Source organism: Actinoplanes sp. G11-F43, assembly GCF_050589265.1.
In the GTDB taxonomy this organism is placed as follows: domain Bacteria; phylum Actinomycetota; class Actinomycetes; order Mycobacteriales; family Micromonosporaceae; genus Actinoplanes.
On record NZ_JBNZCE010000007.1, the window covers coordinates 24,734 to 49,295 of the forward strand.

A 24,562-nucleotide genomic window follows, 5' to 3' on the forward strand; every position below is an offset into this window, starting at 1 on the left:
TGCCGACCTGGAATGGGGCCTCGTCGCGGCAGCGAAGGAGAAGGTTCACCTGCCACATGTCGCCAGTCACGTTACGTCAAGGCAATGCGATCGGCTAACCGAACGCCCGGATGGTGGGAAGTCGAATCGGTCACTGTGCCGACGGGGCGAGGCTCGGCGGGACCACCACCGGCGGCGCCTCCGCGATCCCCATCGGCTGGCCGGCCACCTCCGGCCCGGGCAGCTGCAACGTCGCCGGACCGGCCACCTGGCGGACCAGCTTGAGAGTGCCGAAACCGACCCGGGCCGCGGTCAGCAGACCGTCCTCGGAGTAGCAGTAGATGCCGACGTCCACCGGCGGATCCGACGCCGCGGTCACCGAGTCGACCGCGTAACAGGCGCCCTCCGCACCCTCCAGCGGCTGCACCGCGGAGACCGCCAGCGGCGACTTCTGATCGGTGAAAACGGTCAGCCACTGCCGGAACAGGCGCTGGATCCGGGGGTCGTACCGGCGGGGCACCCGGTCGCCCTTCTCCGCCACGCGTACGCAGGTCGGGCTGACCGGCGCCGCCGGAGTGGACAGCGTGCACTGGTAGAGGCCGTTCGCCACCCGGATCACGGTCACCCCGGCGGTGCCACCGAGCGCACCGGCCGGGATGTCCACCCGCCAGCCGCCGTCCTCGGCGACCGCGGCCACCACCTCACGGGAGGTGCCGCCGTCGGACAGCGTGTAGAGGGCGGCGTACCGGCGGTCCAGGGCGACCGCGGCCAGCCCGGCCAGCTCGTCACGGGCACCCGGCTCGGGGCCGGCGGCCGGGCTCGCGGCGGACGGCGTGGGGGTGGTGTCCGGCGACTCATCGTCGCCACAGCCGGTCAAGCCGACCGCCAGCAGCAGCACGGCGGTCAGCGCGGAGGGAATGCGCATCGCGACATTCTCCTCCCATACCGCGCTCAGCCATCGGCACGGCGCATCGGCGGTCACCGGCGTGTCGCGCCGGCCCGGCCGGATTCTGGGATCGCATGTCGAGCCCGGGGTCCGGCGAAGCTAGTGTGGTTCCGGTTGCCGAGTTCGGAGGAATGATTCGTCGTGGCACTTGTGGTGCAGAAGTACGGTGGCTCGTCCGTCGCGAACGCCGAGCGCATCAAGCGGGTGGCGGAGCGCATCGTGGCCGCCCGCAAGGCCGGCGACGACGTCGTGGTCGTCGTCTCGGCGATGGGTGACACCACCGATGAGCTGATGGACCTCGCCAACCAGGTCAGCCCCCTGCCGCCCGGCCGCGAGCTGGACATGCTGCTGACCTCCGGCGAGCGGATCTCGATGGCGCTGCTGGCCATGGCGATCCACAACCTGGGCTACGAGGCCCGGTCCTACACCGGATCCCAGGCCGGCGTGCTGACCACCTCGGTGCACGGCAAGGCCCGCATCATCGACGTCACCCCCGGCCGCCTGCGGACCGCGCTCGACGAGGGCGCCATCGCCATCGTCGCCGGCTTCCAGGGGGTGTCGCAGGACACCAAGGACATCACCACCCTCGGCCGCGGCGGCTCGGACACCACGGCTGTCGCCCTGGCCGCGGCCCTGCACGCGGACGTCTGCGAGATCTACACCGACGTGGACGGCGTCTTCACCGCCGACCCGCGGATCGTGCCGGACGCCAAGCACATCAAGAAGATCACGTACGAGGAGATGCTCGACCTCGCGGCCGGCGGCGCGAAAGTGCTGATGTTGCGATGCGTGGAGTACGCGCGCCGTTTCAACGTGCCGATCCACGTACGCTCTTCGTACTCGAACAAAGAAGGCACGTTCGTCACCGGCTCGATGGAGGACCCTGACGTGGAGAACGCACTGATCACCGGGGTCGCGCACGAGCGCAGCGATGCCAAGATCACGATTGTCGGCGTGCCCGATGAGCCCGGCTCGGCCGGCCGCATCTTCGAGACGGTCGCCAAGGCCGAGATCAACATCGACATGATCGTGCAGAACGTGTCGACCGAGGGCACCGGCCGCACCGACATCTCGTTCACGCTGCCGAAAGCCGACGGCACCACCGCGATGACCGCCCTCGACAAGATCAAGGACCAGGTCAAGTTCAAGAGCCTGCTCTTCGACGACCACATCGGCAAGGTCTCGCTGGTCGGCGCCGGCATGCGCTCGCACCCCGGGGTCGCCGCGTCGTTCTTCGCCTGCATCGGCGAGGCCGGCGTCAACATCGAGATGATCTCCACCTCGGAGATCCGGGTCTCGGTCGTCTGCCGCGACACCGACCTGGACACCGCCGTCCGCGCCGTGCACGCCCAGTTCGAGCTGGGCGGCTCCGAGGAGGCCGTCGTCTACGGCGGGACCGGCCGGTAACCCGGTCGATGGCGCAGCCCACGCTCGCCGTCGTCGGAGCCACCGGCTCCGTCGGATCCGTCATGCTCGAGCTGCTCTCGTCCCGGCGCAACCACTGGGGCGAGATCCGGCTCCTCGCCTCGGCGCGATCCGCCGGCAAGTCGCTGACCTGCCGCGGCGAGCGCCTGGACGTGGCCGAGCTGACCGCCGAGGCGTTCGACGGCGTCGACGTGGCGATGTTCGACGTGCCCGACGCCGTCTCCGAGCACTGGGCGCCGATCGCGGTCGCCCGGGGCGCCATCGTGGTGGACAACTCGTCCGCCTTCCGGATGCGCCCCGACGTGCCACTGGTCGTGCCCGAGGTCAACCGGGACGCGGTCCGGCATCGCCCGATCGGCATCGTCTCCAGCGCCAACTGCACCACCGCGGCGATGATCATCGCGATGGCGCCGCTGCACGACGAGTACGGGCTGCGCGAGCTGGTCCTCGCCTCCTACCAGTCCGCCTCCGGCGCCGGCCAGATCGGCATCGACACCCTGCACGACCAGCTCACCAAAGTGGCCGGCGACCGGTTGCTCGGCGGCCGGCCGGGCAACGTCCGGCAGGCCGTCGGCGACGATCTGGGCCCGTTCCCGGCCCCGCTGGCGCTCAACGTGGTGCCCTGGTCCGGTGACCTGGCCGACCTCGGCTGGTCCTCGGAGGAACTCAAACTCCGCAACGAGACCCGGAAGATCATCGGCCTGCCGGCCCTGAAAGTCTCCGCCACCTGTGTCCGCGTCCCGGTGGTGACCGGACACTCCATCGCCGTGCACGCCGTCTTCGCCTCCGAGGTGACCGTGGACGGTGCCCGTCAGGTGCTGCGCAACGCGCCCGGCGTGATCCTGGTCGACGATCCGGAGGCGGGCGAGTTCCCGATGCCGATCGACGCGGTCGGCACCGACCCGTCCTGGGTGGGCCGCATCCGCCGGGCGATGGACGACCCGAGGGCCCTGTCCCTCTTCATCACCGGCGACAACATGCGCAAGGGCGCTGCCCTGAACACCGTCCAGATCGCCGAACTGCTGGCCACCGAGATCACCAAACGCGCCACCCCCTGACACCCGGCCGCAGCGTGCCGCTCTGCGGTCGGATCCGCACCGCAGCTCGGCACGCTGCGCCCGGGCACCCCCCGCGTGCCGTTTTGTGGTCGGATCCGCGCCGTAGCTCGGCACGCTGCGGCCGGGCACCCCCTGCGTGCCGTTTTGTGGTCGGATCCGCGCCGTAGCTCGGCACGCTGCGACCGGTTCCAGTTCGCGTGCCACTTTGTGGTCGGGCTTGCACCGCAACTTGGCACGCGGCGGCCGGGTGCGCCCCGCGTGCCGTTTTGTGGTCGGATCCGCGCCGCAGCTCGGCACGCGGCGGCCGGGTGCGCCCCGCGTGCCGTTTTGTGGTCGGATGTGCGCCGTAAGTTGGCACGGTGCGGCCGGTTCCGGTTCGCGTGCCGTTTTGTGGTCGGATGTGCGCCGTAGGTTGGCACGCTGTGGGTGGGTGCGGTTTGCGTGCCGATCTGTGGTCGGATCCGCGCCGCAGGTTGGCACACTGTGGGGTGTGGTCGGCTGCGGCGCGGACGGCTGTCAGGCGGCGGCGTCGAGCTCGGCCCGGGTCAGCAGGGCGCGCAGCGTGATGCCCTCGGCGGCCAGCGCCTGGGCGCCACCCTCCTGCCGGTCGATGACGCAGACCGCGTGATCCACGTGGGCGCCCAGCTTCCGCAGGTCGTTGGTGGAGAGCACCACCTGACCGCCGGAGGTCACCACGTCCTCGACGATCAGCACCCGGCGGCCGGCCACCTCGGCGCCCTCGGCGAGACGCGCGGTGCCGTACTGCTTCGCCTGCTTGCGGACGAACGCGGTCGGCAGCTTCGCGTGCCGGGCCAGGGCGGTCACCACGGCGATGCCGCCCATCTCCAGCCCGGCCAGCACCTCGGTGCCCTCCGGGATGAGGACGGCCAGGCGTTCGGCGAGCTGGTCGAGCAGGATTGGGTCGGCCTCGAACTGGTACTTGTCGAAATACTCGGTGGCGGTCCGGCCCGAGCGGAGCGTGAACTCGCCGGTGAGGCGGCTCACGCTGCGGACCTGACGGGCGAGGTCGATGGAGTCAGTCACAAGGATCCAGTCTGTCAGGCCGGGCCGCGCGGTCGCCGGGAAGGTCCGAGGTAACGGGTCGGTACCGACGGTCACCCGTTGGCGTACTTGATCTCCTCCCTAAGGCAACGTATGCCTTTTTAGGGTAATTTTCGCCTAATTAGTGGCTTGCGCCCGGAAGGATAGTTCTGTGACACCCTTCGCGATGCTCTTCCTGCTCGCCCTCGCCGGTTCCTCCTGCTTCGCCCTCGGCCGGGCGATGGGCCGCGGCGAACGCTACGAACGCGGCTACCGCGAGGGCTTCCGTGACGGCGAGACCGGCTCGCTGGCTCGCGCCACCCGGCTCATGCAGCTGTCCGAGCGCCCGTCCGTCGCTCCAGCGGTCGAGTCGATGCTGGGGCCGTACGCGGTACCTCAGCAGATGGCCCCACGCACCGTCGGCCCACAGATGGCCCTGTAGAACCATGCCGCCCGGCGCACCGTCCGGGCATCACCGGCCCGCGGCACCGATCGTGGGCCGGTTTTCCGTTCCTGGGAGCGCCTGCCGGACGAAAGTACGGTCGACCAGAGAGGGCCGGCCTTGATGCGCGCCCGTCCGGAGGGCCGGGCCGCTGGACAAGGGCCGGCCGTCGGACAGAGGGCCGGGCCGTCGGACAGAGGAGTGGGCCGTCGGGCAGAGGAGTGGCCGGAAATATGGTCGGCCGGAAAGCGAAAACCCGGCTCACCTGATCGGTGAACCGGGCCTCACGTGCAACATCTGGTCGGGGTGGCGGGATTTGAACCCACGGCCTCTTCGTCCCGAACGAAGCGCGCTACCAAGCTGCGCCACACCCCGTCGCTGCGAGATAAATACTAGCGGGTCCCCGGCCACCCCTCACAACCGGTATCCCCAAAAGATAAAACACCAGCTCAGAATGGGTGGGAGGGGTTTCCAGCGGCCGTCGGGTGGGGCAAGCCGGTCTAGAGTGGGGCCGGGGAAGCCCTGCTCGGCCGGCGGTAGCCGGAGGCCGCGGGGGAGCCGGTCACCTGGCCCGGTCAGTGGGACCGATCTGCGATGACCGGCCGAGGCGATGACCGGCCGAGGCGGCGACCGGCCAGGTAACTGGACCGCCGGGAGGAGCGGTCCACGGGACCGGCCCGTGAAGGAAGCGGTCAGCGGGGGATCAGGGTGAGCAGGGAGGCCTCCGGGCGGCAGGCGAAGCGGATCGGGGCGGTGGGATGGGTGCCCAGTCCGGCCGACACGTGCAGCCACGCGTCCGAGCCGGGCCAGCGGTGCAGGCCCTTGGCCATCGCGGTGGGCAGGTCGCAGTTGGTGGTCAGGGCGCCGTAGAACGGCACACACACCTGGCCGCCGTGGGTGTGGCCGGCCAGCAGCAGGGCGAATCCGTCGGCCGCCATGCCGTCCAGGACGTGTGAGGCGGGGGTGTGGGTGACGCCGATGTGCAGGTCGGCGCCGGTGCTGATCGGGCCGGCCACCGACGGGTAGTCGTCGCGTTCGATGTGTGGGTCGTCGACACCGGCCAGCTCGATGGAGCGGCCGCCGGCTTTCAGCACGGTGCGGTTGTTGTTCAGGTCGGCCCAGCCGGCGTCGGTGAAGGCCTCCCGGAGTTCTTCGGCGGGCAGGTCGGCTCCCTGCACGTACTCCCGGTCGGGCAGTAGGTATTGCAACGGGTTCTTCCACACCGGGCCGCGGTAGTCGTTGGAGCCGAAGACGAACGCCCCGGGCCGGGCCAGCAGCGGGTCGAGGGCGCGGAGCACGCCGGGGACCGAGTCCGGGTCGGCCATGTTGTCGCCGGTGACCACGACCAGGTCGGGGTCGGCGCCGGCGAGGGCGGCCACCCAGTCCTGCTTGCGGCGCTGGCCGGGCATCATGTGCAGGTCGCTGAGGTGCAGGATGCGCAGTGGTTCGGCGTCCGGTTCGAGCACCGGGACGTCGAAGCGCCGGAGCGTGAACATGTTGCGCTCGACGAGGGAGGCATAGGCGAGCGTCGCGCCGCCGACTGCGGTCAGAGCGGCGGCGGCCGAAATAAGGGAGCGCTTACGCATGTCGGCAAGGGTAGTTTCTCCCTCCATGGGAACGTTGAAAGACCGCCTGAACGATGACCTGCACACCGCGATGAAGTCCCGGGACGACCTGACCACGTCGACGCTGCGGATGGCGCTGTCCGCGGTGCGGACCGCCGAGGTCGCCGGGGTGGAGGCCCGTGAGCTCTCCGACGCCGAGGTGCTGGCGGTGCTGACCAAGGAGGCGAAGAAGCGCCGGGAGGCGGCGACCGCTTTCGCCGGTGCGGGCCGGGACGAGCAGGCGGCGAAGGAGACGGCCGAGGGTGAGGTCCTGGACCGCTATCTGCCGAAGCAGCTGACCGACGCGGAGATCGCCGATCTGGTGGCGGGCGCGCTGGCGGCCGGCGGGTTCACCGGCAAGGCGCAGATGGGCCCGGCGATGAAGGCGGCGCAGGGCGCGGTGGCCGGCCGCGCGGACGGTGGCCGGGTCGCCGCCGAGGTCCGCCGCCAGCTGGCCTAGCGGAAGGCGCCGGGAACGGCGCTGAGAGCGCCCCTGAACGACGAAACGGCCGGGAGAGTGACTCTCCCGGCCGTTTCGTCGTTCCGACGATTAGTTACGTCGCGGTGGGCTGCTGTCGTTGGGGTTGGGCTTCTCGTCTTCCTTCTTGCCGCCGCTGATCTCCAGGACGACCACACCGTTCTTGACGGTACGGCCGGACGGGTTGGTGCCGGCGACGGTCCCTTCCGGGCAGGAGGATTCGATCGAGGAGCCGCGGGAGACGCTGAAGCCGGCGTCTTCCAGGCGGTTGGTGGCCGCGGAGACCGAGTCGCAGGTCACGTCCGGGATCGAGCGCTGTTCGCCGTACGCAATCTTGGAACTGCCCGGTTTCTTGAACTGGACCTTCGGTTTGCCCTCCATGTAGTTGGCAACCGTGTACTGCACCGCGGGGTTGATGATCGGGTGCGACATGTGGTCCTTGTGGTCCGGGTAGTCCGGGTTGGCCATGTAGCCCGCGACGACGATCTTCGTGGTGCCGACGATCAGCGAGGCGGTCTTGTCGGCGTCGGTGGTGCCGGACTTGCCGAAGACCGGGTGTCCCACGATGCCCTTGGTCGGGCCGGCGGTGGCGCCGTTGCAGCTGCCGAGCTGGGCCGAGTCGCCGACCGGGCAGCGGGCCGCGTCGAGGGCGGCGCGGGCGACGTCCTTGGTGGTGGCCTGGATGCAGTGCGGCTTGCCGATGTCGATCTTCTCGCCCTCGGCGGTCTTGATCTGCTCGACCGGGGTGGGCACGCAGTACTTGCCGTCGGCGGCGAGGGTGGCGTAGGCGTTGGCCATGTCCAGCGGGGTGGAGGCGGTGACGCCGAGGGAGAAGGCGCCCCACTGCTCGACGCCGCCCTCCTTGGTGGTCATCCGGGCGTCGTTCGGCTCGCGGAACTGGACGCCGAAGCGCTTGGCGACGGCGACGACCTTGTCGGTGCCGACGCGTTCCTGCAGCGGGATGAAGTACGTGTTGATCGACTTCGCGAAGGCGGACCACATCGTGTAGAGGCCTTCACCGCCGCCGCCGGAGTTCTTCGGGCAGTAGAAGTGCCCACCGCAGGTGGCCGGGCCCGGCCCGACGATGTATCCCGACTTGTACTGTTTCTCCGCCTTGATGGGATAGGCGAGTGGGTACCCGGCTTCCAGCGCGGCGATGATCGGGAAGATCTTGAACACCGAGCCGGCCTGGTAGCCGGTGATGTCGCCACCGCCGGTCATCAGCGGGTTCGTGGTGTACGGGTGGGTGCCCCGGATCTTCTTCGCGGCCTTCTTCGGGTCCGACGACATCTTGTTCTTCGGGTTCTCGCTGTCGTCCAGCTTGTACTTGCGGTTGGTGGCGAGCAGCCGCACCTTGCCGGTGTTGGGCTCGACGCCGGCCAGCAGCAGCGCGTTCGGGCTGGAGTCGGACTGCCGGTCGGCGACCTGCTTGCGGGCGCCGGCCTGACCCTTGATGTCGAGCGTGGTGACGATCCGGTAGCCACCGGACTTCAGGCGGCGCTCCCGGTCGTACGTCGTCGCGCCGAACGCCTCCTGGCCGTTCCACCAGCGGGTGAAGAAGTCGCAGAAGAAGCCCCAGTGGTTCTTCGCCACCCAGGCGCAGCCCCGGCCGACCTGCTTGACCTTGGTCGGGATCTTGACCTTCTTGGCCTTCTCCGCCTCGTCCGGCGTGATCGCGCCCATCGAGGCCATGGCCGGGATGATGTAGTTGTTGCGGCGCTCGGTGATCTGCTCCAGGCCGCTCGGCACGGTCGGGTTGAAGCTGCTCGGCGCCTTCACCATGCCGGCCAGCATGGCGGCCTCACCGGCGTTGAGGTCCTTCGGCTTCTTGTTGAAGTAGACCTGGCTGGCGGCGAAGACGCCGTAGGCCTGGTTGCCGAACGGCGCGATGTTGAGGTAGCGCTCCAGGATCTGTTCCTTGGTGAGCTGCTTCTCGATCTGCAGCGCGTACTTCATCTCGTTGATCTTGCGCTTGGGGCTGTCCTCGGTGGCGTCGATCACCTCCTGCGGGTTCGTCGCCGAGTAGGCGAGAGACATCCGCACGTACTGCATGGTGAGGGTCGAGGCGCCCTGCTGCGTGCCGCCCTGGTTGTTGCTGACGAACGCGCGGGCCACACCCTTCAGGTCGACGCCGTTGTGTTCCATGAACTTGCGGTCCTCGGCGGCCAGGATCGCCGCCTGCATGTGTGGCGAGATGTCCTTCAGCGGGACGTCGCTGCGGAACTCGTCGTAGAACACCGCGATCTGGGTCTTGCCGTCGGACGCGTACGCCCTGGTGATCTGCGGTGAACTGAATTCCTTGAGCTCACTGGGCAGGTTCGCGAACGTCTTACCGCCCGCCTTGGCTGCCAGTCCGGTCATGGCTGCGGCGGGGAAGGCGGCAGCCGCCACGACGACACCGGCTAGCAGGCCACAGACCAGTAGCGAGGTGGCGTTCGTGAAGATGTTGTGATCGCGTCTGCGAAACCAGGAGGTCACCTGAGCAGGGTACGCGACAGTTGCACACGTCTGCCCATCAACGAGGGCCGTCCCGCCCGTAGTGAGTGTGACCTGTCACCCCCGTCGGCGGAGGGTTTTTCGGCTTATGCACCAAAGATACCCCCCGTTCGGCCGATGTTGCCTGGCCGCTATGCCCGGAACTACCGGCCTATACGTATTTGAGGGACAACGTTGCGTAATCACCCAACTACAGAGCATGATGGTCCCGCGAGACACGGACGCCGGGACAGGCCTGGGGGAACAGGGAAGCCACCGGCGTCAGGGGGTGACAGCAAGGGGGGACGTTTACCGTGGGGATGATCAGCGACTGGCCCAGCATGGCCGCGTGTCAGAGTGGCGACCCTGACGCGTTGTTCGTGCAGGGCGCCGAGCAGAACGTGGCGAAGAGGATCTGCCGCAGCTGCCCGGTCCGCTACGAATGCCTCGCCGACGCTCTGGACAACCGCATCGAGTTCGGTGTCTGGGGAGGCATGACGGAACGGGAGCGGCGTGCACTTCTGCGCCGGCACCCGCATGTGGCGAGCTGGCGGAAGATGTTCGAAGCCGCACTGCGGGAGAAGGGCGCCGACAAGGTGCTCGTCTCCACCCGCTGATCAGGCGCCGCCCGCCGATTCAGGCGAGCAGCGCTCCGATCGTTCGCAGCCCGTCGACGTCATGGACGTCGGCGGGCTGTGCCGCGATCGAGGTGGTCGGCACCGCCGGGAAGGCCTCGGTGAAACCGGCCGCGACCCCCGCCTCCCGCTCACCCTGCCGCACCAGCGAGGCGTGGATCCGCAGCACGTCCGCGGCGACCCGGTGGTCGTCCTCCGCGGCCAGGCGCTCCGCCGCGGCCTCGCTCTCCGCCGCGTCCAGGCCGCCCGTGTCGGCGCTGTGCATCCGGTTGAGCACCAGGCCACTGAGCGGCATCCGCTCGGACACCAGCCGCTCCGCGAAGTAGGCCGCCTCCCGGATGGCGTCCCGCTCGGGTGCGGCGACCAGCAGGAACGCGGTCTGCGGGTCCTGCAGGATCCGGTACGTCTGGTCGGCGCGCTGCCGGAAGCCGCCGAACATCGAGTCCAGCGCCGCCACGAAACCGGACAGGTCGGTGAGCAGTTGCGCGCCCAGGACCTTCTGCACGGTCTTGGCGAACAGCCCGAACGACGCGGTGACCAGGCTGAACACGCTCCGGCCGCCGGCGCGGGCGGGGGCCATCAGCATCCGCAGCATCCGGCCGTCCAGGAACCGGGACAGCCGGGCCGGCGCGTCCAGGAAGTCGAGCGCGGACCGGGACGGTGGGGTGTCGACCACGATCAGGTCCCACTCGTCGCCGGCCCGGAGCTGGCCCAGCTTCTCCATCGCCATGTACTCCTGGGTGCCGGCGAAGGTCGAGCTCATGGCCTGGTAGAACGGGTTGGCGAAGATCTCCTGGGCGCGCGCCGGGGTGGTGTGCTGCTCGACCACCTCGTCGAAGGTGCGCTTCATGTCGAGCATCATGGCGTGCAACTCGCCGCCGCTGCCCTCCACGTCGATGCCCTTGACCTGCCGCGGAGTGTTGTCCAGCTCGGTCAGGCCCATCGACTGGGCGAGCCGCCGGGCCGGGTCGATGGTGAGCACCACGGTCCGCCGCCCGTGCACCTCGGCCGCGCGCAGCCCGAGCGCCGCGGCGGTGGTCGTCTTGCCGACCCCGCCGGCGCCGCAGCAGACCACGATGCGGATGGCCGGGTCGGCCAGCAGAGCGTCGATGTCGAGCCGGGGAGCCGTCACGTCAGCCACCTTCTCAGGGTAGTGCGTCTTGATCGGACAATCCCTTGATCAAGCCCGCATCAGGCGGACGGCCAGGTCACCCAGACCGTCCCGGTCGACGCCGTCCGGGAGCTGCGGTAGCTCGACCAGCGGACGGCCCAGCTCGGCCAGCTCCATCCGCAGCGACTCCTCCAGCTCACGCCGGGTCAGATGGGCCTGCGCCTCGGCGGCCAGCCGGTTCACCGTGGCGGTGCCGGCGGCCAGCCCGGCGGCGGTCAGGCCGCGCTTGATCTCGGCCTTGGTCACCCGGCCGTCGGCCAGCAGCGGGGGCCGGGCGCCGTTCACCACCACCCGCCCGACCGGGATGTTCAGCGCGGACAGCTCGGCGATGGCGTCCAGCGTCTCCTGGACCGGCATCTCCTCCAGCAGCGTCACCACGTGCACCGCCGTCATCGGCGAGCGCAGCAGGGACGCCACCCCCTCGCTCTGGGTCTTGATCGGGCCGACCTTGACCAGCTTGCGGGTCTCCTCGGTGACGTTGAGGAACCGGCCCACCCGGCCGGTCGGCGGGGCGTCCAGCACCACCGCGTCGTACACCCGGCGGCCGTCCCTGGCGCGGGTGGTGGCCTCTTTCACCTTCCCGGTGAGCAGCACGTCGCGCAGCCCCGGGGCGATGGTGGTGGCGAAGTCGATGGCGCCGACCTTGCGCAGCACCCGCCCGGCCGCGCCGAGCTTGTAGAACATGTCCAGGTATTCGAGGAGAGCCTCCTCGGGATCCACCGCCAGCGCGCGGACCTCGCCCCCGCCGGTGGTGGTGGCCACCCGTCGCTCCGCGTACGGCAGCGGGTCGAGGCCGAACAACTGGGCGATGCCCTGCCGGCCCTCCACCTCGACGAGAAGCGTGCGCCGGCCGCCGGCTGCCAGACCCAGTGCCAAGGCCGTCGCCACGGTGCTCTTGCCGGTGCCGCCCTTGCCGGTCACCACGTGCAGCCGCTCCGGCCAGTTGCGGTGTTCGCCCATACGTCCCACGTTACGGGCAGGTGTCAGCCGGCGACCTCGCAGACCAGCCAGCCGGTCTTCCGGACGACGGTGAAACGGAGGTCCTGGGCGGCGGTCTTCTCGTCCTCGGTCGACATGACGACGCGCACGTCGACCCGGGCCCGCTCGTCGTCGCGGTCGGCCACCGCCGGTTCGTCCCAGCGGAAGACCGGACCCACATGCGCGTCCGCGTACGAGCTGATCTGCTCGACACGGGTGGCCAGCTTGCCCTCGTCGCGTGATTTGCTGCACACCAGATCCCGGGCGGCGGTCGCGTCCTGCTGGGTGTAGACCGCGGTCAGGAACCGGTTGACCGCTGTCGCCGGGTCCGGTGAGCCGGGGCTGTCGGCCTCCCGGAGCAGGTAGTAGGCGGAGACCGCCCCGCCGCCGCAGAGGGCCAGGGTGGCCACGAAGGCCACCGACAGGAAGACCGTCGAGCGCCGTCGCGGGTCGGCCGCCGCGGTGGGCCCCACCCAGATCGGCTCGGGCGCGGGTGGTGGCGGGTGCTGCCACTCGCCCGGCTTCTCGTGCCGGGCCCGCCACGGCTCGGCCGGCGTGGCCGAGATCACCCCCGGCATCACCTCCGGGGGCACGACCGGGTGCTCCGCGGTGTCGAAGTCGGTCTGCTGCATCTTCGACCGCAGCGCCTGCAGGTGCGGCGGCTCGGGCAGCGGGATCGGCTCCTCGGGCGGGATCGGCATCGGCGGTTCCGGCTCGGGCAGCGGTGGCGGCTCCGGGTGCCCGCCCCAGTGGTGCGTCACGACATCCTCCACTCATTGCACTAAGTGATGGCTTGTGCGCTTTAAGTACACATTTCCCGCTCAGCCTAGCCAACCCGCCGGTCGCCCGCGTCCTAAGCTGTGCGCGTATCCGACGTGAAGGAGATCGTCAGCCATGCAGAAGTGGGAGTACGTCACCGTGCCCCTGCTGGTCCACGCGACCAAGCAGATCCTCGACAACTGGGGTGAGGACGGCTGGGAGCTGGTCCAGGTCGTCCCGGGCCCGAACCCCGAGCAGCTGGTGGCCTACCTGAAGCGGCCGAAGTCGTGACCACCCCGGCGCCCGTCGCGGGTGCGGGCGGCGTCGACGCCTACGCCAAGCTCGCCGAGCTGGGCATCACGCTGCCCGAGGTGGTTCCCCCGGTCGCGTCCTACGTGCCGGCCGTCCAGTCCGGGAACCACGTCTACGTCTCCGGCCAGCTGCCGTTCGTCGACGGCAAGCTGGCGGTGACCGGCAAGGTGGGCGCCGAGGTGAGTGCCGAGGAGGCGAACGGCCTGGCCCGGACCTGCGCCGTCAACGCGCTGGCCGCCATCGACTCCCTGGTCGGCCTGGGCCGGGTCGTCAAGATCGTGAAGGTGACCGGGTTCGTCGCCTCGGCGCCCGGGTTCACCGGCCAGCCGGTGGTGATCAACGGGGCGTCCGACCTGTTCGGCGCGGTGCTCGGTGAGCAGGGACGGCACGCCCGCAGCGCGGTCGGTGTCGCCGAGCTGCCCCTGGGCGCTCCGGTCGAGGTCGAGGTCATCGCCGAAGTGGCGTGATCTTGCGGTGGTTCGGCACATTTTGCTCACCGATGGTGACCGGATCGGACATCGTGTCTCGGTCATCGGTGCCGGGCCGACGTACGATTCGGGGCATGGGGGGTGCTGAGCCCGAGTCGGCCGAGGTCGACCGGCTACCGGGTTGGGTGACGCTGATGCTGGCGCCCAACCCGGGGCCGATGACGCTGGACGGCACCAACACGTGGCTGCTGCGGGCACCCGGCTCGGCACGGGCGACCGTGATCGACCCCGGGCCGCTCGACGAGGGCCACCTGCGCCGGATCGCCGGGCACGACGGGATCGAGCGCATCATGATCACCCACGGTCATCATGATCACGTCGAGGGTGCCGCCCGGCTGTCCGAGCTGCTCGGCGGGGTGCCGGTGCGAGCCGCGGCACCCGAGCACGGCGAGCCGTTCGAGCCCGGCGAGATCCTGGACGGCGACGGCCTGACGATCCGCGTCCTGGCCACCCCCGGCCACACCGGCGACTCGGTGTCCTTCCTGGTGGAGCACGACGGAGTCGCGGAGGCCGTGTTCACCGGTGACACCATGCTCGGGCGCGGCACCACGGTGGTCGCCCCACCGGACGGCGATCTGGGTGCCTACCTGCGGAGTCTGGAGCTGCTCAGCGCGTACCGGCAAGCCTTGATGCTGCCCGGCCACGGACCGGCCCGCGGCGACACCGCCGAGCGCGCCCGCTTCTATCTGAATCATCGCCGGGCGCGGCTGGCGCAGGTCGCGGCCGCGATGGCGGCCGGCGCCGAGACCCCCGCCGCGGTCGTCGACCTGGTCTACCCGGACCTCGATCCGTCGCTGCGGTTCGCCGCCGAGTGGTCCGCCGCCGCTCAGATCGACCACCTGCGCCGGGAGACGACGCCGTGACCTGTCCGGTGTGCGGGACCGTCCCGGTCCCCGGCGCCCGCTACTGCCACCACTGCGGCGCCGCGCTGCCCTCCGCGGCCCTGCTCCCGGCCGCCGAACGGCGCATCGTCACGGTGCTCTTCGGCGACCTCTCCGACTTCACCTCGTTCTCCGAGGACCTCGACCCGGAGCGGGTCGGCGCGGTCACCGACCGGGTGCTCGCGGCACTGGCCGGCGCGGTCAAGACGTTCGGCGGGCACGTCGACAAGCTCACCGGTGACGGCATCATGGCCGTCTTCGGCGCCCCGGTGGCCCACGAGGACGACGCCGAGCGTGCCGTCCGGGCCGCGCTGAGCATGCAGCGCGCGGTCCGGCGGGTCCTCGACGACGAGCGCGGCGGCGGCGCCCCGGTCGGCCTGCGGATCGGGCTGAACACCGGCGAGGTGGTCGCCGGCGTGCAGGCCGGCATCGAATACACGGTGATCGGCGACACCGTGAACACCGCGGCACGGCTGGCCGACGCCGCCGCCATCGGCACCGTCTACGCCGGCGAGCGGACCAGCGCCGGCACCCGGCACGTGGCCTCCTGGCGGCAGCTGCGCCCGCTGCGGCTCAAGGGCAAACGCGAGCCGGTGCCCACCTATGAGCTGCTCGGCCTGCACGACGCCCCGGGCACCCGCTCCGGCCTCGGCGACGAGGCGCCCTATGTGGGCCGGGAGGCCGAGCTGGGCCGGGTCTCCGGGCGGCTGGCCGAGGCGATCGACACCGGCGCCCCGAAGATCCTGGTGATGACCGCCGAGGCGGGCATCGGCAAGTCCCGGTTCGCCGGCGAGGTCAAACGCCTGGCCGCCGACTACAACGGGCACGGCGCCCGGGTGCTGCGGGTGCGCTGCCGGGCCTTCGGCGAACGCCGCCGGTACGCCCCGCTCGCCGACATCGTCCGCAAGGCCGCCGCCCTGCCCAAGGACGTCGCCACCACCGTCGCCCGGACCGTCGTCGAGGAGCGGCTGCGCAAACTCGCCGGCCGGATCGACGCCACCCTCGACTACGACCGGCTGCTGAGCCTGCTCGGGTTCAGTGACGCCCCGGACCGCCCGGTCGGCCCGGCCGCCCCCGCCGACCGGCCCGGCAGGGGCCGGCGCATCGACGCCGAAGCCATCGCCGAGGCCGTCGCCGAACTGCTCAACGCGCTCGCCGCCGAGGAACCGCTGGTGGTGATCGTGGACGACCTGCACGACGCCACCGACACCACACTGGACGCCATCGGGCGCACCCTCGGGCTGCTGGACGGCCCGGTCGTCGCGCTGCTGCTCGGCCGGCCCGAGCTGGTCCGCTCCGGGGCCATGAGCCGGCTCGCCGACGCCGAGGTGCACGCCCTGCCCCCGCTGCGCGGCGCCGACGCCTCCCGGCTGCTCACGTCCTATCTGCACGGCGGCAAACTGCCCCCGGCGGACAGTGACCGGCTGCTCGCCAACGCCCAGGGCAACCCGTTCTACCTGGCCGAGATGGTCACCCTGCTGATGGAGCGGGGCGCGCTCACCCCGGCCGAGGAGGCCGACACGGTGGGCCGCTGGCAACTGGCCGCCGGCTCGCTCGGCAGCCGGCTGCTCTCCCGCGACCTGGCCGCCGTCCTCGCCGCCCGCATCGACGCCCTCTCCCCGGAGCCCCGCTCGGTGCTGCGGGACGCGTCGGTGGCCGGCACGACCGTACCCAGCGGGGTCCTGGAGGCCCTCCAGGAGCGCCGGGCGGCCGCCGACACCCGGCCCGGCGTGGTGGTCCCGGTCGAACTCGACCGGACCGTCGACGAACTGCTCCAGCGCCGCATGCTGCACCGCTCCCGGGGCGGCTACCGGTTCACCACCCCGCTGATGCGGGAGGCGGCGTATGCCGGGATCGGCAAGGCCGACCTGGCCGAGCGGCACGCCTACCTGGCCGCCTGGGCCGCGCCGGAGACCGTCGACCGGCCCGGCCACGACGGCGCGGACCGGCTCAACCTGGCCGGCACCGAGCGGGACGCGTTCATCGCCATGCACGCCGAGCACGCGGTCGAGCTGGCCGACGCGGTCCGGCTGAGACCCGACGCGGCGGCCCGCGAGGTGGCCCCGCTGGGGGTGGCCGCCCTCGGCCGGATGGCCCGGCGCGCCCTGGCCGACATCGAACCGGCCGCCGCCATCGAGTACGCCGACCGTGCCACCGCCCTGGCCAACGGCGAGCTGCCACTGCCCGACCAGCTGGTGCTGGCCCGCGCTCAACTGCGCCTGGGCCGGGCCGAGGAGGCGCTCGCCCTGGGCGAGAAGATCGCGGTCAGCTCGGCCGACGAGCCGGTCTGCCGGGCCGAGGCGATGATCGTGGTGGGCCGGGCGTACGAGGCGCTCGGTGACTCCGGCCGGGCCGTCACCGCCTGGCAGGAGGCCCTGGAGGTGGCCACCGAGGCGCAGCTGCTGCCGGAGCGGGCCAACGCGATGCGCCGCCTCGGCATGGCCGACTTCCTGAACGGGCGGCTCAGCCAGGCCAGCAGCCGGTTCGCCGCCGCCTACCAGGTCACGCTCGCCGCCGGGGACCGGCACGGGCAGGCCTGGGCCCTGCAGAACCTCGCCTGGGTGACCACCACCCGCGGAGACTTCGCCGGCACCGACGCGGTGCTCGGCCGGGCCGCCCGGCTCTTCGCCGAACTCGGCGATCCGGTCGGGCGGGCCTGGCTGCGGGGCACCACGGCGTTCGCCCGGCTGCTGGCCGGCCGGCTCCAGGAGGCCCGCCGGCTGGCCCGGCTCTTCCTGCCGTTCGGCGACCGGGTCGGCGAGGGCTGGGCGGTCGGCACACTGCGGGTGGTCGAGGCGTACGCGGCGGCCGAACTCGGTGATCTGGGCGCGGCCGACGGGCAGGCGCGCCGGGCGTACGGCGAATTCCTCGACGTCAACGACGACTGGGGCTGTGGCCTGGCCCTGGTGGTGCGGGGCGCCACCGCCCGCGGGCTGAACGAGCCGGAGCACGCCTACGACCTGCTCACCGACGCGCTGGGCTACGCCGACCGGACCGGCCATCCGCTGCTGCTCGGGATGGCCGGGACGCTGCGCGGGTTCGTCGCCCTGCAGCTCGGCGACCTGGCGACCGCGGAGGCCGACGCGCGCCGGGTGATGACCTCGGTCGAGCCGCACAACCCGATGGCCCCGGCTCAGGTCGGCCCGCGGGTGCTGCTGGCCGAGGCGCGGGTCCGGGCCGGGGACGCGACCACCGCGATCGGGCTGCTGGCGCCGATCGCCACCGACAACGCGACGCCGTCGCTGCTGTTCTCCCGGCGGCACGCGCTCGCGTCGTACGCGTCGGCTCTTCTGGCCGACGGCCGGGTCGAGTCGGCGCTGACGTGGATCGAGCGGGCCGGTGCGGTGCCCGCCGAGGACGTCCGCAGCAGTGTGATCTGCGCTATGGTCCGGGCCCGGGTGCTGGCCGCCGCGGATCGGTGCGAGGAGTCCCGCGCGGCGGCCGAGGAGGCGGTCCGACTGGCGCGTTCGACCGAGCAGACCAGCGAGCGAGCGGCCGCTCAGGAGCTGTGTGACACCCTCGCGGTGACCGCTGTCGAGGAAACTGTCGCCTACGCGTCTGACGTGCCCGGATGATCTTCCGAGCGGCTGGCGTATTTTCTATCTCGTGACGGAGACTCCGCCTGGCGCCCTTCCCGTACCATACGTGCCGGGCATGTCCGGTTTGTCGGTCATGGCACGGGGTGGTTATGCCACCGTGTACCGGGCGACGCAGGACTCGGTCGGCCGTGACGTCGCCATCAAGGTCGAGAACCGGACCCTGGACAACCCGCGCGACCAGGCCCGATTCCTGCGTGAGGCCCGCGCCGCCGGCCGGATGTCCTCCCACCCGCACGTCGTCGACCTGTTCGACGTCGGCGTCACGGTGGACCAGCACCCCTACCTGATCATGGAGCTGTGCGACGGGTCGTACCTCGACCGCATGCGCGTCTCCCCCCTCGACCCGGTCGAGGCCCGCGACGTCGGCATCAAGATCGCCGACGCGCTGGTGCACTCGCACGCCAACGGGGTCCTGCACCGGGACGTCAAACCGGCCAACATCCTCTACTCCGAGTTCAACGCCGCCGTCCTCGCCGACTTCGGCCTGGCCGTCCTCGGCGAGATGCGCGACTCGTCGGTCACCCTCGAAGTGCTCACCCCGGCCTACGCGCCGCCCGAGATGTTCCGCCACGACAGCCCGTCCGGCGCCGCCGACGTCTACGCCCTGTGCGCCACGCTGTACGCGGTGATGAGCGGCCGGCCACCCCGCTGGGAGAGCAACCGCAGCCCCAGCATCCTCACCCTGATGGACCTGTTCAACCACCCGATCCCGGAGCTGCCCGGCGTCCCGGAGCGGCTGGTCGCGGTGCTCCGCTACGGCATGGACAACGACCCCACCGCCCGGCCCACCGCCGAACAGCTCCGCGACCTGCTCAACAACCTCCACCTCGACCCGTCGACACCCCAGCCGCCACCGGCCGTCTACCGGGCGCCCCGCCCCAACCACGTCCCGCCGCCGCGCCCCCGGCCCATCCCGCCGAGCACGCCGACACTGGACGAGACCCCCACGGTCCACAACAACCCGGACCGCAAGGGCTTCTTCCAGAAATGGTTCTTCGGAGGCTGAAAACCCTTGCGGCGATACGGGGTCGGCGTGGCCCCGCGCCGAACCACACCTCCCGTCTCCACCGCGCGAGATGAAGCACCCGCACCGCCGTGCCGCGGCCGCCGGGCTTGAGCGTCCCCTCACGGGAACCCGGCGGCCGCCCCGGTCACTTCACCTTGATCGTGACCGTGGTGCTGTTCGCGGTGGTGTTGTAGGCGCTGCCGGCCACCACCACCCGTAGTGGCCAGGTGCCCCGCTTGAAGGCGCGGGAGAAGGCGTACGTCCCGGTCTTGGTGGTCTTCGTGCTGGTGATCGTCACCCAGCGCGATCCGGACTTCCGTTGCAAGGTGATCTTGACACCGGCCCGGGCGGGTTTCGCCGTACCGGAAATCTTGATCTTCTTGTTCGCCTTGGGCCTGGTCGTGCTCGCCTTGACCGAGACCGTGGAGCGCACACTCGTCGACGCGGTGCCCGAGGTGGCCGGCCACATGCCGGTGGAGCCGGTGAACCGCACCCGGTAGGCGGTGGTGGTGGCCGGTTTGACAGTGGACCGCCAGGTGCCCTTGGCATCGGTCTTCACCGTGGCGACCCGGCCCCAGGTGGTCTTCCCGGCCGGCCGGGACTCCAGGGTCGCGGTGGCCCCGGCGACCGGAGAGGTGTTGCCGCGCAGGACCCGCCCACTCAGCACCGACGTCTTGCCGTGGCTGATGGCCGCCGGAGACGCCGTGACCGGAAGGCCGGTCGGTGCCAGCGTGACGGTCCGCTCCGCGCCGTCACCGATCGTGCTGGTGGCCCGGACGCCGACGGTGTACGACTTTCGGATGTCCAGGCCGGTCAGGGTCAGCGAGCGGGCCTTGTCGTCGAGTCTCGTCACGGCGCCACCCGAGACCCGCACGAGATACCCGGTGGGCGCCGTGCTGCCCCCGGAGGGCCGGTCCCACGTCACCTGGGCGGTGCCGTTGCCGCCGGTGACCGCCACCGGGTCCGGATGACCGGGCAGGGTCGCGGGCAGCACCTCCCACGGCACCGAGGCGGTCACCTGCTCCCCGTCGGCGTCGGTGGCGGTGAACACGGCCGTCCCGCGCCCGGCCGCCTCGACGATCCCGACGACGTCGGCGTGGTAGACACCGCCGTAGTTCGGCCGGCTCACCGACATGCTGAAGCCCTGCGGCAGCCCGGTCACGGTCACCCGGACCGCCTTGTCGCTGTCGTCCATGTAGTCGGGGACGTCGGCGAAGGTGGCACTGAACCGGCCCACCACCGGCCGGGAGCCGAGCTGCCAGCTCATCGGCGGGTACACCGACTGCACCACCGGCGGCCCCTTGACGATCCACCACATCACCTCGTCGCTGCTGTTGCCGTCCGGGTCGGTCACCTTGATCAGGCTCTGGTACTCGCCCCGGACCGTCGGCGCCCCGGAGATCAGGCCGGCCGCGTCGATCGACACCCCGGGCGGCAGCTTGGTGGCGCTGAAGGTCACCGGCTGGCCCTGCGGGTCCTTGGCGGTCACCTGGACGCGGACCGGCGTGCCGATCCGCAGGGCGGGCGAGGGGTCCGCGAAGCGGTCGATCTGCGGCGCTCCGTACCCCGGGCGGGAACCGTCCACCCCGGCGGCCTTCCACGCGGCGTCGACGGTGGCCCGCTCGGTGCTGTCCGGGCCGTACAGGTCGGTGGCGGCCAGCAGGGTGGCCTCCCGCGCCCCGGCGTAGTCGGTGTTCGACACCATGTAGACGGTCAGCGCGCGGTACCAGATGCGGGCCGCCCGGTCGTTGCCGATCCCGGTGACCGGGCCGGCGCCCGCACACGGCGTGCTGTCGCCCCACCGCGAGGAGCCGCTGCCCACGGCCAGGTTGTAGAAGAACTTGTTGCCCACCCCGGCCGAGTTGTGCTCGTCCAGGTCCTTGATCGTCGGCGACCAGCAGGAGACCGACTTCCCGATCAGGTTCGGCTCGTCCATCCGGCGCAGCGGCGGCCCGGCCGGATTCAGCTTCTCGCCGATCAGGTAGTCCGGCGGATCGGCCGGGTTGTTCGCGGCGAACTCGACGAGCGTGCCGAAGATGTCGCTGCTGGCCTCGCCCAGGCCGCCGGACTCACCGGCGTTGAGCAGGTTCGCGGTGGCCTCGTCGAGACCGTGCGCCATCTCGTGGGCGACCACGTCGATCGTGGTGAACGGGCCGAACATCCCCGAGCCGTCGCCGAACAGCATGCAGCGGCAGGAACCGCCCCGCCACGAGGCGTTCGACTCGTTCACCGAGTGGTGGACGTACGCGACAGCGCCCTGGCCGTCGTTCTTCAGCCCGGACCGGCCGAACGTCTCCAGCAGGTAGTCCCAGGTCCGCGCCATCCCGTAGAGCACGTCCACGGCGGCGGTGGACCGGTCCGCCGGAGTGCCGTCACCCCACTCGCCGTCCGCGTCGGTGAACTCGGCGGAAGTCCCGATCCGGGCCGGGTAGGTCTGGTTCAGCGCGTCCCGCACGGTGTTGCCGCCCCGCTTCGGGTCGACGAGCGTGTAGGAGCCGTCGTCGGCCCGGGTGGTGTCCAGCTCCACGTCACCGACCTGGAGCCCGTGACCGGTGCCGGCCGCGGCGTGCTCGGCCGTGTCGTACGTCAGCCGGACCTTCCCGGTCGTCGCGTCGACCAGCACCACCTCCCGGCCGTCGGTCACCTCCCAGGCGAGGGCCGGCACCCGCTCCCGGGCGTCGACCACCCGCCGGGCCGTGGCCGTCCGGTCGAGCCCGGCCGCCGTCACGGCCCGCGCCCGGCTCACCGCCGCGGTCGCCGGCACGTCGATCGGCTGTCGCTGGGCCACGGTGACGCCGGTGAACCCACCGCCCGCGGTCGAGTGCACCACGAAGTCGCCGCCGATCACCGGCAGGCCACGGTGGGTCCGCTGGAACCGGACGTGCCGTTCGCCGTCCGGGTCCACCACGGCGTCCACCGCGCGGTACTTCTCGTCCGGCGCCGACCTGATCGCCGGTCCGTTGGCCGTCAACCGGGCCGTGGTGTCGGCCACCGCCCGGCTCGGCGTGACCGCCGGCTTCGGCGTCGCGGCCGGGTCCTTCGGTTCGACAGTCGTCTGCTGTGGAGTGGGTGTCGCGGCCACGCCGACGAACCGCGGGACCTCCTCCTCCCGTTCGATGATCGTGATTCCGCCCCCGGTCAGCACCAGAAGAGCGGACATCCCGATCAAGGCACGGCGATGTCGTACAGCCATCGTCACATTCCCCCGTCCACATCGATGACGATGGGACGATACGGGTACGACGTGAATTGTTGTAGATGAATAGATGATTACTCGGGGTCGAGGACCGCCAGCAGCTCGCCGGTGTCCACCTCGGCCCCCGGCTGGACCGGCAGGGACGCCACCACCCCGGCGGCCGGAGCGTGCACCGGGTGCTCCAGCTTCATCGCCTCCAGGGTGAGCAGCAGCTCCCCGGCCCGGACCCGCTGGCCGGGAACCACCAGCACTCGGCGGACCGCGCCGGGCAGTGGGGCGATCAGCGACGACTCGACCGCCTCCGGAGCGGGCAGCGGGAAACGGGAGATCTCGCGGAGCGCAACCGACCCTTCCGGACTGTCCACATATGAGACGTCACCGACCCGGTGTACGTGGACGGCCAGCCGGATGCCCTGCACGTTGAGGACCACCCGGTCGCTGTCGGCCTGGACCACCACGACCGACGGGTGTTCGTCGGTGACCGGAGCCTGGCCCAGACCGGCCAGATCGAGCTCCTCCGGGTCGACGGCCCGGACCCACCAGCCGGCCAGCTCTCCGTGCCGGTTCATCCGGTAGCCGACCTCGACCGGGCCGGTCGGGCCGTCGTAGACCGCGGTCTGCGAGCCGGACGGGACGTTGCGCCAGCCGGACGGCAGGGAGCTGAGCACCGGCGCTCCGGCCCGCCGGGCGGCGGCTCCGGCCAGGGCGGCGGCCAGGCAGGACAGGCGGACCGCGTCGACCGAGGAGAGCAGCGGGGCGAAGACCTCGGGGTGCCGGTCGAGGAATCCGGTGTCGGTGTCGCCGGCCCGGAAGGCGTGGTGCCGCAGCACCCGGACCAGCAGATCCCGGTTGGAGACCACACCGTGCAGGTGGGTGCGGGCCAGGGCGGAGGCGAGCATCCGGGCGGCTTCCTGGCGGCTGGGCGCCCAGGCCACCAGTTTCGCCAGCATCGGATCGTGGTGCATGCCGATCACCGAGCCGTCGGTGACGCCGGCGTCCAGGCGCAGGCCGGGCTGCGGCAGCGGGCGGAACCAGCCGGCGATGTCCGGGACCGCGAACTTGTGCAGCGTGCCGCTGGCCGGCAGCCACGCGTAGGCCGGGTCCTCGGCCCGGATCCGCACCTCGATGGCGTGCCCGCGGATCGGCGGCGGGCCGGGCATCGGCACACTGCCGCCCTCGGCCACCAGCAGCTGGAGGCGGACCAGGTCGTAGCCGGAGACACACTCGGTGACCGCGTGGTCGGCCTGCAGGGTCGGGGTCAGCTCCAGGAACCAGAAGTCGCCGTTGGCGTCGAGCAGGAACTCGACGGCGCCCGCCCCCACGTAGCCGAGCGCGCGGACCGCGACGATCGCCGCCCGGCACAGGTCCTCGCGCAACGCCGGGTCGACCGCGGGGGAGGGGGTCTCCTCGACGATCTTCTGATAGCGGCGCTGCACCGAGCACTCCCGCTCGCCGAACGGGATGACCGCGCCCTGGGCGTCGGCCAGGATCGGGACCTCGATGTGCCGGACGTTGCCGACGTACGGCTCACAGAAGACGTCCCCGCCGACCTCGCGCCGGGTGGAGGCGATCGCCTCGGCGAGGGTCCCGGCGTCCCGGACCACCCGCATGCCGTACCCACCGGTGCCGGTGGCCGGTTTGATCAGCACCGGGAAACCGGGCACCTGCTCCGGGTCGGTGAACGTCGGCAGAACCGGCACCTGGGCCTCGGCGACCAGCTTCTTCGTCTCGATCTTGGCGACCAGGGTGCGCAGGGTGGCCGGCGGCGGGCCCACCCAGATCATCCCGGCGTCCACCACCGACTGGGCGAAACCGGGGCTCTCGGCCAGCACCCCGACACCCGGGTGCACGGCGTTGGCGCCGGCCCGCTGGGCGGCCGCGATCAGCGTCTCGGTCTGCAGGTAGGTGGCCGACGCGGTGTTGCCGGGCAGATGAACCGCGTAGTCGGCCTCGATGACGTGCGGTGCGTCGGTGTCGGCGTCGGAGTAGACGGCGACCGTCTCGATGCCGACCAGCCTGCATGTGGCGAACACCCGGCGGGCGACCTCTCCACGGTCGGCCACCAGAAGTCGTCGGATCACTGGTCTAC

19 protein-coding genes and 1 tRNA gene are annotated in these 24,562 nt (G+C 71.4%); 10 read left to right on the forward strand and 10 right to left on the reverse strand.

Annotated elements, in window-relative coordinates:
- Positions 1–130: 130 nt before the first annotated feature.
- On the reverse strand, positions 131–904 hold the full coding sequence (locus ACQ0O7_RS08495) for a hypothetical protein (RefSeq protein ID WP_430781253.1): 774 nt from the start codon (positions 902–904) through the stop codon (positions 131–133).
- A 162-nt stretch (positions 905–1,066) separates the two neighbouring features.
- Between ACQ0O7_RS08495 and ACQ0O7_RS08500 the strand changes: the two genes are divergently transcribed.
- Both ACQ0O7_RS08500 and ACQ0O7_RS08505 read left to right on the forward strand, forming a co-directional pair.
- Positions 1,067–2,332, forward strand: coding sequence for an aspartate kinase (locus tag ACQ0O7_RS08500; RefSeq protein ID WP_430781254.1), 1,266 nt, complete (start codon positions 1,067–1,069; stop codon positions 2,330–2,332).
- An 8-nt stretch (positions 2,333–2,340) separates the two neighbouring features.
- Entirely contained in the window at positions 2,341–3,408 is a 1,068-nt protein-coding gene (locus ACQ0O7_RS08505) for an aspartate-semialdehyde dehydrogenase (protein WP_430781255.1), read from the forward strand.
- A 516-nt stretch (positions 3,409–3,924) separates the two neighbouring features.
- On the opposite strand, the gene pyrE is transcribed toward ACQ0O7_RS08505, so the two are convergent.
- A complete protein-coding gene (gene pyrE / locus ACQ0O7_RS08510) occupies positions 3,925–4,452 on the reverse strand; it encodes an orotate phosphoribosyltransferase (protein WP_430781256.1) in 528 nt (175 codons plus the stop codon).
- 169 nt (positions 4,453–4,621) lie between these two features.
- On the opposite strand from pyrE, the gene ACQ0O7_RS08515 reads away from it, so the two are divergent.
- A complete protein-coding gene (locus tag ACQ0O7_RS08515) occupies positions 4,622–4,891 on the forward strand; it encodes a hypothetical protein (RefSeq protein ID WP_430781257.1) in 270 nt (89 codons plus the stop codon).
- A gap of 298 nt (positions 4,892–5,189) precedes the next feature.
- Here ACQ0O7_RS08515 and ACQ0O7_RS08520 read toward each other — a convergent pair.
- Positions 5,190–5,266, reverse strand: a tRNA-Pro gene (locus tag ACQ0O7_RS08520).
- Positions 5,267–5,583: 317 nt separating this feature from the next.
- On the reverse strand, positions 5,584–6,477 hold the full coding sequence (locus tag ACQ0O7_RS08525) for a metallophosphoesterase (protein ID WP_430781258.1): 894 nt from the start codon (positions 6,475–6,477) through the stop codon (positions 5,584–5,586).
- A gap of 25 nt (positions 6,478–6,502) precedes the next feature.
- Between ACQ0O7_RS08525 and ACQ0O7_RS08530 the strand changes: the two genes are divergently transcribed.
- Positions 6,503–6,955: a GatB/YqeY domain-containing protein gene (locus tag ACQ0O7_RS08530; RefSeq protein ID WP_430781259.1), complete on the forward strand. Its 453-nt coding sequence runs from the start codon at positions 6,503–6,505 to the stop codon at positions 6,953–6,955.
- Between the two features lie 90 nt (positions 6,956–7,045).
- Here the strand turns inward: ACQ0O7_RS08530 and ACQ0O7_RS08535 are convergent, their stop codons facing one another.
- On the reverse strand, positions 7,046–9,451 hold the full coding sequence (locus ACQ0O7_RS08535; RefSeq protein WP_430781260.1) for a transglycosylase domain-containing protein: 2,406 nt from the start codon (positions 9,449–9,451) through the stop codon (positions 7,046–7,048).
- Between the two features lie 311 nt (positions 9,452–9,762).
- On the opposite strand from ACQ0O7_RS08535, the gene ACQ0O7_RS08540 reads away from it, so the two are divergent.
- The gene (locus ACQ0O7_RS08540) at positions 9,763–10,065 is read left to right on the forward strand and encodes a WhiB family transcriptional regulator (RefSeq protein ID WP_041832981.1); all 303 of its coding nucleotides are present in this window, start codon (positions 9,763–9,765) and stop codon (positions 10,063–10,065) included.
- A 19-nt stretch (positions 10,066–10,084) separates the two neighbouring features.
- On the opposite strand, the gene ACQ0O7_RS08545 is transcribed toward ACQ0O7_RS08540, so the two are convergent.
- The 3 genes from ACQ0O7_RS08545 to ACQ0O7_RS08555 are packed head-to-tail and all read right to left on the reverse strand — an operon-like array spanning position 10,085 to position 12,993.
- Positions 10,085–11,224, reverse strand: a complete 1,140-nt coding sequence (locus ACQ0O7_RS08545) for an ArsA family ATPase (protein WP_430781261.1) — start codon at positions 11,222–11,224, stop codon at positions 10,085–10,087.
- Positions 11,225–11,263: 39 nt separating this feature from the next.
- Positions 11,264–12,214, reverse strand: coding sequence for an ArsA family ATPase (locus ACQ0O7_RS08550; RefSeq protein WP_430781262.1), 951 nt, complete (start codon positions 12,212–12,214; stop codon positions 11,264–11,266).
- Positions 12,215–12,237: 23 nt separating this feature from the next.
- A complete protein-coding gene (locus ACQ0O7_RS08555; protein ID WP_430781263.1) occupies positions 12,238–12,993 on the reverse strand; it encodes a hypothetical protein in 756 nt (251 codons plus the stop codon).
- A gap of 133 nt (positions 12,994–13,126) precedes the next feature.
- On the opposite strand from ACQ0O7_RS08555, the gene ACQ0O7_RS08560 reads away from it, so the two are divergent.
- From ACQ0O7_RS08560 to ACQ0O7_RS08580, 5 genes are all read left to right on the forward strand, one after another.
- Positions 13,127–13,282: a DUF4177 domain-containing protein gene (locus ACQ0O7_RS08560; RefSeq protein ID WP_093619400.1), complete on the forward strand. Its 156-nt coding sequence runs from the start codon at positions 13,127–13,129 to the stop codon at positions 13,280–13,282.
- Entirely contained in the window at positions 13,279–13,770 is a 492-nt protein-coding gene (locus ACQ0O7_RS08565) for a RidA family protein (protein ID WP_430781265.1), read from the forward strand. Before ACQ0O7_RS08560 ends, ACQ0O7_RS08565 begins: the two co-directional genes overlap by 4 nt.
- A gap of 95 nt (positions 13,771–13,865) precedes the next feature.
- Entirely contained in the window at positions 13,866–14,654 is a 789-nt protein-coding gene (locus ACQ0O7_RS08570) for an MBL fold metallo-hydrolase (protein WP_430781266.1), read from the forward strand.
- Positions 14,651–18,247, forward strand: a complete 3,597-nt coding sequence (locus tag ACQ0O7_RS08575) for an adenylate/guanylate cyclase domain-containing protein (protein WP_430781267.1) — start codon at positions 14,651–14,653, stop codon at positions 18,245–18,247. Before ACQ0O7_RS08570 ends, ACQ0O7_RS08575 begins: the two co-directional genes overlap by 4 nt.
- A gap of 31 nt (positions 18,248–18,278) precedes the next feature.
- Positions 18,279–19,277 carry a serine/threonine-protein kinase gene (locus ACQ0O7_RS08580; RefSeq protein ID WP_430781268.1) on the forward strand — a complete coding sequence of 333 codons (999 nt, stop codon included), beginning with the start codon at positions 18,279–18,281 and terminating at the stop codon, positions 19,275–19,277.
- A gap of 145 nt (positions 19,278–19,422) precedes the next feature.
- On the opposite strand, the gene ACQ0O7_RS08585 is transcribed toward ACQ0O7_RS08580, so the two are convergent.
- Together ACQ0O7_RS08585 and ACQ0O7_RS08590 are read right to left on the reverse strand one after the other, a co-directional pair.
- A complete protein-coding gene (locus tag ACQ0O7_RS08585; protein WP_430781270.1) occupies positions 19,423–22,437 on the reverse strand; it encodes a M4 family metallopeptidase in 3,015 nt (1,004 codons plus the stop codon).
- 110 nt (positions 22,438–22,547) lie between these two features.
- Positions 22,548–24,554: a biotin carboxylase N-terminal domain-containing protein gene (locus tag ACQ0O7_RS08590; RefSeq protein ID WP_430781271.1), complete on the reverse strand. Its 2,007-nt coding sequence runs from the start codon at positions 24,552–24,554 to the stop codon at positions 22,548–22,550.
- Between the last annotated feature and the right edge of the window lie 8 nt (positions 24,555–24,562).